The organism is Pantoea sp. X-Soil-TKNS-1207, assembly GCF_059730485.1.
This window is the reverse complement of the sequence record NZ_AP035958.1, coordinates 2,141,518-2,155,331: the sequence shown is the minus strand read 5'-3', so window position 1 is coordinate 2,155,331 and position 13,814 is coordinate 2,141,518. Positions and strand designations below refer to the sequence as shown.

Annotated in this window: 13 protein-coding genes; 4 read left to right on the top strand and 9 right to left on the bottom strand. The window is 54.8% G+C overall.

Annotated features, from left to right (window positions below):
* Positions 1 to 51: 51 nt before the first annotated feature.
* From AC6I8V_RS10105 to AC6I8V_RS10095, 3 genes are all read right to left on the bottom strand, one after another.
* Entirely contained in the window at positions 52 to 897 is an 846-nt protein-coding gene (locus AC6I8V_RS10105; RefSeq protein ID WP_497845730.1) for a MurR/RpiR family transcriptional regulator, read from the bottom strand.
* A 169-nt stretch (positions 898 to 1,066) separates the two neighbouring features.
* Positions 1,067 to 2,203 (bottom strand): HlyD family secretion protein, encoded by a 1,137-nt coding sequence (locus tag AC6I8V_RS10100; RefSeq protein ID WP_497845729.1) that lies wholly within the window; start codon positions 2,201 to 2,203, stop codon positions 1,067 to 1,069.
* A gap of 4 nt (positions 2,204 to 2,207) precedes the next feature.
* Positions 2,208 to 2,531, bottom strand: a complete 324-nt coding sequence (locus tag AC6I8V_RS10095) for a DUF3302 domain-containing protein (protein WP_497845728.1) — start codon at positions 2,529 to 2,531, stop codon at positions 2,208 to 2,210.
* A gap of 306 nt (positions 2,532 to 2,837) precedes the next feature.
* Between AC6I8V_RS10095 and AC6I8V_RS10090 the strand changes: the two genes are divergently transcribed.
* Positions 2,838 to 3,497, top strand: a complete 660-nt coding sequence (locus AC6I8V_RS10090) for a DUF1345 domain-containing protein (RefSeq protein ID WP_497845727.1) — start codon at positions 2,838 to 2,840, stop codon at positions 3,495 to 3,497.
* An 85-nt stretch (positions 3,498 to 3,582) separates the two neighbouring features.
* Here the strand turns inward: AC6I8V_RS10090 and AC6I8V_RS10085 are convergent, their stop codons facing one another.
* The 6 genes from AC6I8V_RS10085 to AC6I8V_RS10060 all read right to left on the bottom strand — a co-directional run bounded on the left by AC6I8V_RS10085 (position 3,583) and on the right by AC6I8V_RS10060 (position 8,794).
* Entirely contained in the window at positions 3,583 to 3,939 is a 357-nt protein-coding gene (locus tag AC6I8V_RS10085) for a cupin domain-containing protein (RefSeq protein WP_497845726.1), read from the bottom strand.
* 199 nt (positions 3,940 to 4,138) lie between these two features.
* Positions 4,139 to 4,822 (bottom strand): GntR family transcriptional regulator, encoded by a 684-nt coding sequence (locus AC6I8V_RS10080; protein ID WP_497845725.1) that lies wholly within the window; start codon positions 4,820 to 4,822, stop codon positions 4,139 to 4,141.
* Positions 4,823 to 4,867: 45 nt separating this feature from the next.
* On the bottom strand, positions 4,868 to 6,283 hold the full coding sequence (gene hydA / locus AC6I8V_RS10075) for a dihydropyrimidinase (protein ID WP_497845724.1): 1,416 nt from the start codon (positions 6,281 to 6,283) through the stop codon (positions 4,868 to 4,870).
* Positions 6,280 to 7,029: an amino acid ABC transporter permease gene (locus tag AC6I8V_RS10070; protein ID WP_497845723.1), complete on the bottom strand. Its 750-nt coding sequence runs from the start codon at positions 7,027 to 7,029 to the stop codon at positions 6,280 to 6,282. Before AC6I8V_RS10070 ends, hydA begins: the two co-directional genes overlap by 4 nt.
* Before the next feature lie 17 nt (positions 7,030 to 7,046).
* Positions 7,047 to 7,862: an ABC transporter substrate-binding protein gene (locus AC6I8V_RS10065; RefSeq protein WP_497845722.1), complete on the bottom strand. Its 816-nt coding sequence runs from the start codon at positions 7,860 to 7,862 to the stop codon at positions 7,047 to 7,049.
* Between the two features lie 35 nt (positions 7,863 to 7,897).
* Positions 7,898 to 8,794 carry a dihydrodipicolinate synthase family protein gene (locus AC6I8V_RS10060; protein ID WP_497845721.1) on the bottom strand — a complete coding sequence of 299 codons (897 nt, stop codon included), beginning with the start codon at positions 8,792 to 8,794 and terminating at the stop codon, positions 7,898 to 7,900.
* A gap of 88 nt (positions 8,795 to 8,882) precedes the next feature.
* On the opposite strand from AC6I8V_RS10060, the gene AC6I8V_RS10055 reads away from it, so the two are divergent.
* Genes AC6I8V_RS10055 through AC6I8V_RS10045 form a run of 3 tightly spaced genes read left to right on the top strand, consistent with a single transcriptional unit; the run spans position 8,883 to position 13,790 of the window.
* Positions 8,883 to 11,840: an FAD-dependent oxidoreductase gene (locus AC6I8V_RS10055; protein ID WP_497845720.1), complete on the top strand. Its 2,958-nt coding sequence runs from the start codon at positions 8,883 to 8,885 to the stop codon at positions 11,838 to 11,840.
* Entirely contained in the window at positions 11,833 to 13,065 is a 1,233-nt protein-coding gene (locus AC6I8V_RS10050) for a M20/M25/M40 family metallo-hydrolase (RefSeq protein ID WP_497845719.1), read from the top strand. The genes AC6I8V_RS10055 and AC6I8V_RS10050 overlap by 8 nt, the downstream gene beginning before the upstream one ends.
* Positions 13,062 to 13,790, top strand: coding sequence for an amino acid ABC transporter ATP-binding protein (locus AC6I8V_RS10045; protein WP_497845718.1), 729 nt, complete (start codon positions 13,062 to 13,064; stop codon positions 13,788 to 13,790). The genes AC6I8V_RS10050 and AC6I8V_RS10045 overlap by 4 nt, the downstream gene beginning before the upstream one ends.
* Positions 13,791 to 13,814: the final 24 nt, after the last annotated feature.

The window sequence follows — 13,814 nt, the reverse complement described above, 5'->3', positions numbered from 1 at the left end:
TAAGCGAGAACGGATAAATCCAGCACATGCCCGAGGGGGATCCGCCCCTTTTCAGGCTTTGAATTTCGACCCCAAAAACTCTTCTCTCTCACGGTACATCTCGTAGCGTTCTTTATTGAAATGCATGAACAGCAGTACGAGAGTGTCAATTACGCCCATGGCAGGAACCCGCGTTGAATCAAATGCCTCGAAGAAAATTTTATCGCTGACGGCGGTAGTGATTTGACAGGTAGACAACTTGGAAAGCGGGGATTTAGCGTAGTTCGTCACGCTGATGGAGCGGCAGCCGCGCTTACGCGCAATATTGAAAATATCTATCATCTGGTTGGTACTGCCGGAATTCGATATGCCAAATGCGACGTCTTTTTTGCCCATGGTGTAGGCTGAATTGATCTGCATTTCCGGGCCAATATGGGCCACGGTTTTGATACCAAGCTGACTGAATTTGTACGCGCCGTACAACGCCAGCGGCGTAGAGTTGCCCGCGCCATAGAAGAACAGCGTGTCACAGCTTTCTATCAGTTTCAGCGCCACCTTGAGGGTTTCCTCGTCAATAAATTTTGCCGAATTCGCCAGATCGTCGGCTTGCTTCTTCATTAAGTAGGCGGCGAGAGAGGACATGTTATCTCGGTCCAGCTCTTCCGGGTAGCTGTTATCCGGGTTCACCACATCTTTCGCCAGCGCGATTTTCAGCTGGTAATACCCCTGATACCCAATCTTTTTGCAGGCACGAACAATGGTTGCCTCGCTGGCTTTACTTTTCTCCGCCAGCTCCGTCACGCTGAAATTAACAACATCAGCGGGGTACTGAAGAATGTAATCCACCACCTTTTTTTCAGCGGAATGTAGGGTCCGGTAAAAACTTTCGATCTGACTTCTGACCGTAACGTTGTTCATGGCTTTCCTGATTTTTATAAGCCCGCAGGCTGACATCGAACCTGCCAGCCGGTTGTCATCCCGGGATATTATCAGTAATGCCAGTGACTAACCAAGGAAGAGAAAAGACGTTGTGGGGGGGATTTGTTACCCGAGCCAGCTCTGGCTGGCTCGTTCTGGTCGCGAATAGTTAATGGTCTAGATAAAGGTAATGCATCCAGCTGGTCATACGCAGCAGAACCTTACGCATAACCGAAACATGGGTGAAGTGATCGGAATAAACGGCTACCTGCGCAAAGATGCCATCGGGCAACGCATCAACATCCGCATTGGGTTCCAGCTGAATCACGGCCAGTACCCCATCGCTGCCGGGGGTGATAGTCAGCGACTGAAGTGTACCCTGCGCCTGATAGGTTCCTCCCGGCACGACCGGAAGAATACGGGTTAATTTGCCGGGAAAGACCTGTCCGGGAAGCGCGGTAAAGACAACTTCGGCTTCATCCCCTGATTTCAGACGCAGCAATGAATTTTGTCTGAATTGCGCGATAATCTGCCGCTTTTGATCGGGGATGAAAATCATCACCGGGCGCAGTGGCAAGGCCGCTGCATAGGTTCCGGGACGAATAAGAACCTGCGTGACGTAGCCATCGCTCGGCGCGCGCACCACGGTCTGATCAAGATTGTATTGCGCTTCGGCCAGCTGCGCTCGCAGACTGACAATCTGTGACTGCTCACCATTAACCACACTGTTAAGCTGGCTTTCAATCTGCGCCTGTTCAGCCAGAGAACCTTTGACTAAGGCATCCTGGGCGAGAAAGTTTTGCCGGGCGTTATCAATATCCTTTTCAGAAAAAGGATTCACTTTCGCCCTGCTTCCTGCCAAATAACGTTGGTAATCTTCAAACAGACGATCGCGATCGGCGGTAACATGTTTAGTATTGGCAATGGCTTCTTCCAGTTGCCCTTTCATACTTTGAATATTATGAATAGCCGTGGTCATATCGGCATGTAATCTATCAACCCTGGCCTGGTAACGTGTGTTGTCTAACCGAAATAGCATGTCGCCTTTTTTAATTAACATGTTCTGTTTATCGGTGACTTCAGTAACAACTCCCGTAACCTGAGGTGTAATGGGTATGGATATTACTGCTTTCTGTGCCAGTGCTGTATAAGGATGGTTATAATTCATAAACAGAATAAGAGCGCCAACGATAAAAACGCCTCCCAATACAGCAGTTGGCACTGTCCATTTATTTACCGGTATTTTAAATATCTTAAATATTGCCCATGCAATTGCTACATAGGTCATAATAATGAGGAGATCCATAAGGTTACTCCGCCGGAGGTTTGTTGGATATGCCTTGTTTTATTTCCAGTTGCGTAACACGAATTTTGAGTTCTTCCAGCGTTTCATACGAGTGTTGCATTCCCCATCCTCGCTCCGGACGATACAACGTCGCCCATATCCATAGAAATGGCCAAATAGCATGGAGCGTAAAAAGGCTAACCCAACCGGCAACATGAATAGCATCTGCATGAGGATGGTTGCGTGATTTAGCTATAAGATAGGGAATATCGTGCAGGACGATAATGCCATAAAAAATGACAATAAACACAAATACAAGAACACCCAGTGCGAAGTAGTTAAGAAACATGTCTACCTCAATATAAAATCAGCCTAGGGGTAAATATAGTCGCTGTAAATAGTTGTCGATAGCACGAATTGAAAAAAATTTTACTCTGATGATAAATGGCACTATTATTCTGAAAAATGATTTAAGCGAAGCGTTAATTTAATGCCCAGGCATCTGTACGTAAGGATTGATTATCTTCCTGGCCTGCTCGCTGAATTACCTGCCAACCTCTGCATTACAGGCGGATTAACGTCCCAGACCCGCCGACAATCCAAACCACTATCGTCTACAGTTAGGCTATCACTCTTTTGCTAAGTAACTTACATCATGCGTTTTTCTCTTATGACTCACCTGCAAGCCCGCCTTCGGCTGCTGATTTCCATCATCGCCGGCGCGATTTGCTTTTTGCTACTTCCTGCGCAGCTGGGCATTTTGCAACGGTTGTTAATTGGCTGGAATGTACTGGCGTGGCTATATCTGATTTTTCTCTGGTTTCGGATGTTACGCACCAACGTGGATGAGATTCAGCGTATCGCCAAAATACAGGACCAAAGTGCCACACTGGTTTTGGGCATGGTCATTCTGGCTTGTATGATCAGTATCCTGGCGATCCTGATCGAGCTATCAACCCTGAAGCAACTTTCAGGAACGCCGCGCGTGCTGCATCTATTGCTCACGGCGACGACATTGATTGTGTCATGGGCCTTGCTGCCAAGTTCTTTCGCCATGCACTACGCGCATCATCATTATCTCAATCGCAGCGAAGAGGTCACGCCGATGATCTTCCCTGAAAAGCCTGCGGACCCCGACTACTGGGATTTTCTCTACTTCTCTTTTACCATCGCGGTGGCCTCACAAACCGCTGATGTCGCAACCGGCACGACTGACATGCGTAAAATTACGCTGCTACAGTCAGTGATCTCCTTTTTATTCAATCTGGCGATTCTGGGATTATCGATCAACGTCGGTGCCGGGTTGATGAGCTAAAACGCGTGCGTGACAGGCAACGCTACGTGAAAAGTTGCCGGTAAATCCCCTGCTCTCTACTCAGAATTCACGTAGCGCCACCTGCTCAGCTGGCATCAAAAATGACGTAGAGTTTGCGCATCGGCGCGTCAACCAGCCAGGTGCCCTGCGTATTTTCGGCAAAGAAGAAGGTGTCGCCAGCCTGAAAGGTTAACGTCGCCTCGCCGTCTGGGGTAAATGATCCGCTGCCGCTGAGGAAATGCATAATTTCCGCCTGCTGCACCGAGCGGCGATAGCTCCCCGCGCTGCATTCAAAAATACCGGTGTCGATATCTTCCTTACCGGGTATCACTTTCTGGATGCCGGATAACGTAATGCCGGGTGTATCCGGCAATCCATCAACGCTTCCCCATGGCTCTAACACTGCAATCGATGCGGGTTGTTCTAATTTCTGCACTTTCATATTGCGTCATTCCTGATTTTTATCCGAAGGCTGACGTTCAGATTAAGTGATGTGCTAAACAGATGAGGGGGATTTATCGGCGGTGAATTAACATATTTGCGTGCAAATCAGCCTGGGTTTGGCAGAAACGTTTGCCCGCGCGCGGGGGCCGGTATGATTGCGTGCCGCACAATGGCGGCACGGTAAAATCAGGAAATTATCAGAGAGAGGTGATCACATCGTTGCGCAAGTTGATGATGTGATTGCGAATTGAAGCCAGGCTTTTTTCCCGATTCCCTTCGCGCATGGCATTCAACAGGTCAAGATGTTCGGCGTGGTTTTCGCGCTGGCGATGCAACGGGCTATGCAAACGGAATAGACGAACATTGACCCTTAACCCTTTTAACACCTGCGCCAGCACCAGATTACCGCTGGCTTCGGCAATGGTGTTATGCAGTTTTTCATCAAAGCGCCAGTAGAGATGTTCCTGCTCCGGGTCGGTCTCAATCAGCTCATGAAGTTCTTTGATCAGGCTGTCCAGGGTAGCTGCGCTGATTTTATCCAGCGCCTTACCCACGGCTTCCGCTTCCAGCACTTCTCTGAGCGCCATGGTATCCAGATATTCTTTGATATCGACGGTGCGCACCATATAGGAACGCGCGCCGCGTCGTTCCAGCAGATTTTCCCCCGCCAGTCTGACCAGCGCTTCGCGCATTGGCGTGCGTGAGACCTGCAACTCTTCCGCCAGCCTGGACTCCAGCATTTCGCTGCTGCCAGGAATCTTGCGCTCCAGAATTAACTCTTTCAGCAAGGCATAGACCTGCTCAGACAGGCTAGCCGACTTCATATACAAGGGCTTAGCGGCCATAATCGCAGCAAGAGTGTGATCCTGGTAGTCAGTCATCTTCACGCAGTTTCCAAGAATAAAATTGGGGGTAAGTTTACCGGATTATCCTCTCACAGGGAAAGGCACGGCGCAGGCAAGAAACTGACCGTCGCCTGTCCTGCCCCGAAACTCGCCGTCAGACCATACCGTTTCCCCGCGCGATAAAGTCACCGCGGGCCACGCCTGCACCTGTTTGCCTTCATAAGGCGTGTGATCGGCATTGGTATGCAACGCGCTGTGGGTAATGGTTTTTTCGATGCCGGTCTCCCATATCACCAGGTCAGCATCGGAACCCACCGCAAGGGTGCCTTTTTGCGGATAAAGTCCGTACAGTTTTGCCGGTGCGGTGGCAGTCAGGTCGACAAAACGCTGCGCTGAAATGCGGTTTTCCAGTACCCCGGCACTCATTAACAGCGGCAGACGCGTTTCCAGGCCTGCGATGCCGTTCGGCACCTGATCGAATGATGCCTTATCGCCATGCAATTTCTTGCCGTGCGGATCATCGAAATTAAACGGGCAATGGTCGGAGGAAAAAATCGTAAAGGTGCCGTTGGCTAAGGCATTCCACACTGCGTTCTGGCTATCGGTATCACGGGGCGGCGGGCTGCAAATACATTTCGCGCCGTGAAAACTATCATCGATACCCAGATCTTCGGCGGTCAGGAACAGATACTGCGGGCAGGTCTCGGAGAAGATATTGATCCCCTGGCCCCGCGCCCAGTAGATCTGCTCAATCGCCGCGCGGCTGGAAACGTGGACCAGCAAAATCGGCACATCCACCAGTTCCGCCAGCGAAATCGCGCGATGCGTGGCTTCCCGCTCACCAATCGCCGAGTGGGCCAGCGCATGATAACGCGGCGCAGTTTTGCCCTGCTTTTTCAGCCGCTCCGTTAACCAGCTGATGCAGTCATCATTCTCCGCGTGAATCATCGAGATAGCCCCCGACTCCCGCGCCGCCTCCAGGACATGCAAAATATGGTGATCGGTAAGCTTTAGGGCGTCATAGGTCATGTAGATCTTAAATGACGTGTAACCCTGCTGGATAACCTGCGGAATTTCTTCAATTATTTCCGGGCTGGCGTCGGTGATAATTACGTGAAACGCGTAATCAATACAGGCCTTTCCCTCGGCGCGCTGATGATAAGCGGCGATCGCCTCATGCAGGCTTTGCCCTTTAAACTGCATGGCGAATGGGATCACGGTGGTGGTACCGCCACAGGCCGCCGACCGGGTGCCACTGATAAAATCATCGGCCCCTACCGAGCCATCGGTGGAGGGCTGGTCAAGATGGCAATGCGCATCCACCCCGCCCGGCGTCACCATTCTGCCTTTGGCATCAATCACCTGCTGCGCCTGCGCAGCATCCAGAGTGGCGGCAATCACGCTGATGCGGCCATTGCGGATGCCAATGTCGCCATGATAGCGGTCGGCGGCGGTGACGATATCGGCATTTTTTATAATCAGATCAAAGGATGTCATGGTTGAGTCTCCCTGGTGTAAGCGCTGGAAACTTCTTTCAGGCTGGGCGTTGCCGGCTCGCTGGTGTGGCTGGCGTTCTGATAGGCTTTCGCGTAGTGACGCTCGATTTTGCGTTGCAGAAAATCCCACAGCGTGGTGAGGATCAGATAATAGGTGGCGGCAACCATAAACAGCTCCAGCACCATAAACTGCTCCTGCATCAATATCTGCGTACGACGCAATAACTCCTCCATGGAGATAACCGAGGCGATCGAGGTGGTTTTCAGCAGCCCGTTAAAGCTGTTGCCCAGTGACGGCAGGATCAGCCGCATGGTCTGCGGAAAAATGACATAACGCGCCACATTGAAATGGTTAAAACCCAGTGCTTTCGCCGCATTGATTTGCCCTTTGGGCAACGCCTGCACGCCACCACGAATAATTTCGGCCAGATAAGCCGCCTCATTGAGGACTAACCCCATCACCACGGCTTCGATAACGCCAAAACGGATGCCAATCTGCGGCAGGCCGGTATAAATAATAATCAGCTGCACCAGCAACGGCGTGCCGCGAAACACCCAGATATAGGCGCGTGCAATCTGATTAATCCAGGACCAGGGCGAGAGCCTGGCGAAGGCGAGTAAAATCCCCAACACCAGACCGCCAGCCATACCGGCCAGGGTTAACAGGACGGTGTTAACCGCCCCCATAAAAATGAAATAGTTGGTGAGATAGTGGAAGTACCCTTCCCAGCTCCAGCCCTGAATCATAGCCAAATTTCCTTCGATTAAGAGTTGGGACCCTGAACACTAAAGGTTCCGGTGATCATCTTCGCGCCGTACTTTTTAAACAGCGCCGGTAAACTGCCATCGGCATTCATTTGATTCAGCACCTGCGCCGTAGCATCGGCAAGATGCGGGTCTTTGAAGGCGATTGCGACAGGCGTCGGTTCCAGGCCAGAAAGCACCTGCTGGAACATCCCTTTATGCTGATAATCCGCCGCCACGGCATCGATAGCGATCACCGCGCTCACCTGCTGGGCGCGTAACGCCTGGAAGGCGACGGTGAAGTTATCAAAGGTATGAATATCAATAGGTTTGAGATTTTTAGCTTCCAGCTCTTTGCTGATCTTTCTGATGGTGGTCTCTTCAAAACCGCCAATCTCGACACCCACGCTTTTACCAGCAAGATCTTCAATTTTCTGGATTTTGCTGCTTCCGGATGGCAGCGTGGAGACGCTAATCGCCTGGCTTTCATAGGGGATCATGTACATCATTTTGGCGCGTGCCGGCGTGAAGAAAATACCGGTATTGATCATGTCCCAGCGGCCGCCCTGCAAGCCGGGCACCATGGCGGAAAATTCAATACGGGTATAGTCCGGTTTCAGACACAGACGTTTGGCAATTTCCTCGCCTAACTCAATACGCATCCCTTTCAGCTTGCCCTCGCCGTCAACATATTGCAGCGGCGGCAAGGTGGGATTGGTGGACATCTTTAATTCGCCAGACGTGACTAAACTCGCGCCCTGCACCGGTGTACAGGCTGCAAAACTGGTTTGCGCAAACAGGCACAAAGCCGCAATCAACGTTAATTTCGCCTTCATAAACATTCTCCGAATATGCTCAGGTGGACCGGGGATTAATGCTGAAAGCTGTTCAGCACATTGAGTTTTTCTAATTCATGACGCAGCACCTGCTGCAAATTGCTGGCCAGCGGCAGGCGCGGCGCGCGTGGGATACCCACCTCCAGCCCCATCATGGCTAAACCCGCTTTGCTGGCGGCGACATAATGTGGCCCACCGACGGCACGCACCACCGGCAGAATTTTGTGGTACAGCGCGAGTGCCTCGTTGCGATCAAGACGGTCACATGCCGCTTCAAACATGCCTGCGCACTGCGCTGGCAGCAGGTTAGACGCCACAGCCACCCAGCCGCAGGCGCCCAGCCAGAACGATTCGTAACCGAGGATGCCCGCAAACACATTCATTCGGTCGCCGCATAATTCGATGATGTCGCGGACGCGCGTCACTTCGAGCGTGGACTCTTTGATGTAGCTGACGGTGTCGATCTCCGATAAACGCGCCACGGTGCGGGGCAGCAAATCGACATTAGCGGTCGCCGGGTTGTTGTAAATCATGATGGGAATCGAGATGGCTTCACCTACGGCGCGGTAATGGGCAAACAGCTCGTCCTCGTTCGGGCAGCTGTAAAACGGCGGGATGATCATCACGCCATCGGCGCCCATCGCCTCAGCCTCTTTGCTCAGCTCAACGCACTCTGGCGTCCATTCGGCACCCGTGCCCATCAATACCGGTACGCGCCCTCTTGCGGTGCGAATCACCGTTTCGGTGACCAGTTGTCGCTCCTCACGGCTCATGGATAAAAATTCACCGGTACTGCCTAGCGGAATAAGCCCATGAATTCCCTGCTCAATTTGCCAATCGACCAGCTTTTCTAATGCTGGCACGTCAATTGCTAAACCATCCTGAGTGAACGGTGTAATCAACACCGTATAAGTACCGCGAAACTTCGCCATGTTGAGTTCCTTAAGAAAACGCTTGATGTATACCGTTTGTGTACCGTATACCTAATGTATACATAAGCACTAACGGATCACAAGCGTTATGGAACTCAAATCACCAAACATCACTTCTGTCGCCCCCGGCCTGACCATCTGGTTTGATGGTAAAGCGGTGTCGGCGCTGCCCGATGAAACCATTGCGGCTGCCCTCGCGCGGCAAAATATCGTCGCGCTGCGCGAGGATGCGCAGGGAGAAAAACGTGGTTTATGGTGTGGCATGGGCGCGTGCTACGAATGCGTGGTGGAAGTGGATGGCAAAGGATCGCAGCGCAGTTGCATGACCCTCGTCCAGGACGGTATGCAGGTGCATAGCCAGCGTTCCAGCGAACGTCCCGCCCAACCGCTGGCCCGTTCCCCCGCGACCCCGGCCCCTGAAACCCGTCAGTGCGATCTGCTGGTGCTTGGCGCCGGTCCTGCCGGACTCTCCGCCGCACTGGTTGCGGCAACGGCGGGCGCGCAGGTCATCGTGCTGGATGAACGCCCGCAAAGCGGCGGACAGTTTTTTAAGCCGCTGGCACCCTCGCATATCCTGCACGGTAAAGCGCCGCAGCAATGGCGCGCAGGCAGCAAATTACTGGCCGAAGTGCGTGCCGCTGGCGCAGAGATACTGCAACAGGCCACGGTATGGGCGGCCTTCTCTGCGCAGGAAATCGCGGTGCTGCACCAGGATCGCCTGCTGCTGGTCCGTCCCAAACAACTGATCATTGCCACCGGCGCCTATGAGCGTCCGGTTCCTTTTCCCGGCTGGACGCTGCCCGGCGTTATGACCACCGGCGCCGGTCAGACCCTGGCGAAAGCCTATCGTGTGATCCCTGGCGAAAACGTGGTGGTCAGCGGTAACGGGCCACTCAATTTGCAATTTGCGGCCGAGCTGGTTGCCAGTCACGGCAAAGTGACGGAAGTGCTGGAGCGTGCACCGGCACCGGGCTTCCGATCGCTGCGGCAGATCCTCACTATGGCGAAAACCGCCCCCGCCTTGTTGTTGCAGGGCCGCCACTATCTTTCAATTCTGAAGAAAAATCGTGTTCCGGTACGCTGGGGCTATGAAGTCGTCGCCGCACATGGTCAGGATCGTTTAGAACGTATCACCGTGATGCAGGTGGATGAGCATGGCCAGCGGGTGCCCGGCTCGGGCCGGGAAATTTCGTGTGATGTGCTCTGCCTCGGCCATGGCTTTATTCCCGCCAGCGATCTGGCGCGTTCGCTGGGTTGCGAACAGCAGCTTGCTACTACGCCATTCAGCACCCCGGTGATAAAAACCGATGCCAGCGGCGCAACCAGCGTGGCGGGCGTGTATGTGGTGGGTGATGGCGCGAAACTGGGCGGCGCAGTGGTGGCCCAGGCGCGCGGTCAGCTGGCGGGCATCCGCGCGCTCACCGCCCTGGGGAAAAAGGTTGAGGACATTGATATCAGCCAAATCCAGTCGCGTCTCGCTCAGGCAGAAACCTTTCAGCAGGCGCTGTGGCAGGTGTATCAGGCACCGCCGGTCAGCCTGCAATCGCTGGCGGATGAAACCGTGATTTGCCGCTGCGAAAACATCACCCTTGGCAGCTTACGCAGCACCATCAGCCAGGGCATGGATACCCCCGCCGCGCTGAAACGCAACCTGCGTAGCGGCATGGGGCTGTGTCAGGGACGCACCTGTTCGGGGATGGTGGCCCAACTGGTCAGCGAAATGACCGGACGGCCCGCGCATACCGGTGGATTTTATGCGCCGCGCTTTCCGGTACGTCCGGTGCCGATTGCCGCCCTGACCTATGAAAAACAGGAATGGGGCGGGCACAAACCGGCCATCACCCCTAACCTTGCGCGTCCCGTCGAATCCTCCCCGCTGGGACGGCAGAAAACCGACGTACTGGTTATCGGTGGTGGCGTGATGGGTAACTGCCTCGGCTACTACCTCGCGCGCGGCGGCGCGGATGTTCTGGTGGTGGAACGCGACGATATCAATTTACAGGCGTCCGGCGCCAATGCGGGCAGCCTGCATGTACAGCTGTTGTCGTTTGATTTCGGCGCGAAGGCGGAACAAGGCGGCGGCCCGGCCGCGCAAACGCTGCCGCTGGGACCGGCATCTGTCCGGCTGTGGCAGGAGCTGGAGGCCGCCAGCGGCCAGTCGCTGGAGATCAAAATTACCGGCGGCCTGATGGTGGCGGAAACCGCGCAGGAGATGCGCTTTCTGGAGCAAAAGATTGCGCTGGAACGCCGTTACGGTATCGAGGCCACCCTGCTGGATGCCGCTGAGCTGGCCCGGCTTTCCCCACATCTCTCCCCGCAGTTAATCGGCGCAGAATTCTGCCCGATGGAGGGAAAAATCAACCCGCTGCGCGCTACCTATGTGGTTAACCAGCTGGCAGGTGACGCGGGGGCGCGCTTTCAGCGCGGCACCGACGTGATGGCGATTGAAGCCCTGTCCCACGGTGGCTTTCGCGTGCAAACCAGCCGTGGCGTGATTGAGGCCCGGCGCGTGATCAATGCTGCCGGTGCCTGGGCGGCGAAAGTTGGTGAGATGGTCGGCGCCAGCGTGCCGGTGAAAGGTGCGCCATTACAAATGGTGGTGACCGAGCGCGCCACGCCGCTTATCGATCATTTGATTGCCCATGCCGGACGCCACCTCAGCCTGAAGCAGACTGCGCACGGCAGTTTATTAATTGGCGGCGGCTGGAGCGCGCAGTTCAACCCGGCGATGCGCATGAATCAGCCGCTGCGGGAGAGCATTGAGGGCAATTTATGGGTGGCGAATCAGGTGCTGCCCGCCCTGAGTGGCCTGCATATGGTGCGCAGCTGGGCCGGTATGAACATCAATATTGATGGCGCGCCGATCGTTGGCGAACTGCCCGGCGTGCCCGGTTTTTACCACGCCGTGACCTCCAACGGTTACACCCTGTCGCCGGTGGTGGCGCACAGCCTGGCACAACAAATTCTGCGCGGCAGCAGTGATATCGACCTGTCGCCTTACCACATTTCCCGTTTCAATCATCACAGGATTGCAGTCAATGAGTAAACAACGTGTCGCCACATGGATTGAGCACCATTTCGCCGAACAGGTTGAGATGCTCAGGAAGCTGGTGCAGATGCCGTCGGATAATCCACCCGGCGATTGCACGCCCCACGCGCTGATGACGGCGCAGCTGCTGCGCGCGCTGGGGCTGGAAGTGGAAACCTATACGGTGCCGGATGAGGTGGTGCAGGCCGCCGGGATGCGCAGCGCCACCAATGTGATCGTCCGTCATCGTTTCGGGCCGGGTCCAACCGTCGCCCTCAACGCGCATGGTGACGTGGTGCCGCCCGGCGGCGGCTGGAGCAAAGATCCTTATGGCGCGGAGATCGAAGATGGCTGGCTGTACGGACGCGGCGCAGCGGTATCGAAATCCGATATCACCACCTACACCTACGCGCTGCTGGCCCTGATTCACAGCGGCGTCGCCCTGAACGGCACCGTTGAGCTGCATATGACGTACGACGAAGAAACCGGCGGCGCAACCGGCCCCGGCTGGCTGCTGGCCAACGGCATCACCAGGCCGGATTACGTGGTATGCGCTGCGCTCAGCTATTTTGTCGTCACCGCCCACAACGGGTGTTTACATCTGGAAGTCACGATTCAGGGCAAATCCGCCCATGCCGCGTTTCCTGCCAGCGGATGCGATGCCATCGAAGCCGGGAACCGCCTGATGAGCGCGCTATATCAATATCGCGATTCACTGGCGGAGACACACTCTTCGGTCGACGGCATTGATTCCCCGACGCTGGTGATTGGTCTGGTAGAGGGCGGCATTAACACCAATGTGGTCGCGGATAATATGGTTATCCGCCTCGATCGCCGCATTATCCCGGAAGAGAACCCGGAAGCGGTTGAACAGGAATTACTCGCGCTGATTAACAGGGTGCAGCAGCAATTAACCGGCATTACCTGCAACGTGAAGCGCATCCTGCTGGCGCGCCCTTTTACCTCGTCGCCCGCCAGCATCGCGCTGGCCCATATCTTTAGCCAGCAAGCCGCAGAGGTAATGCAGGAACCGATCCCGTTAGTCGGACTGCCGTTATATACCGATGCGCGTCTTTACAGTGACGCCGGCATTCCCACCATTATGTATGGCGCCGGGCCACGCAGTTTCCTTGAGGCGAATGGACACCGTGCGGATGAGCGCGTTCATCTTGATGATGTACGCCGCGCCACCCGCATCGTGGCGAATAGCCTGTTAACCCTTTTGCAGGAGAAAAACGCATGATCGCCATTAAAAATCTGTCGAAATATTATGGTCAGCTGCCGGTACTGAAAAACTGCTCGCTGACCATTCAGAAAGGGGAAGTGGTGGTGATTTGCGGCCCTTCCGGTTCCGGTAAATCCACCTTAATCAAATGCATCAACGCGCTGGAACCCTTTCAGCGCGGCGAAATTGATGTTGATGGCATGATGCTGAGTGACAAAAAAACCAATCTGACCAGCCTGCGTCAGCAGGTCGGCATGGTTTTTCAGTCGTTCGAGTTATTCCCCCATATGACGGTCATCGATAACCTGCTGGTGCCGCAGATGCGCATTCTCCGGCGCAACCGCGTCGAAGCGCTGCATAAGGCGCAGGAGTTATTGCATCGCGTCGGGCTGGAGCGGCATGGCCATAAATACCCGGCGCAGCTGTCGGGAGGGCAGCAGCAGCGTGTGGCGATCGCCAGGGCGCTGGCGATGAATCCACGGGTGATGCTGTTTGATGAACCCACTTCCGCGCTCGACCCGGAGATGGTCGCTGAAGTGCTGGCGGTGATGGCAGAGCTGGCGGCGGAAGGTATGACCATGTGCTGCGTCACTCATGAGCTGGGATTTGCGCGCAGGATCGCCGACCGTATCATCTTTATGGACGGCGGTGAAATCATCGAAGACACCGACACCGAAACCTTCTTTACCGCCCCGGTATCGCCGCGCGCCAGAAATTTCCTCGATCAGATCATTCACCATTAAGCAATCAGCCCAGGTTTTCCGACC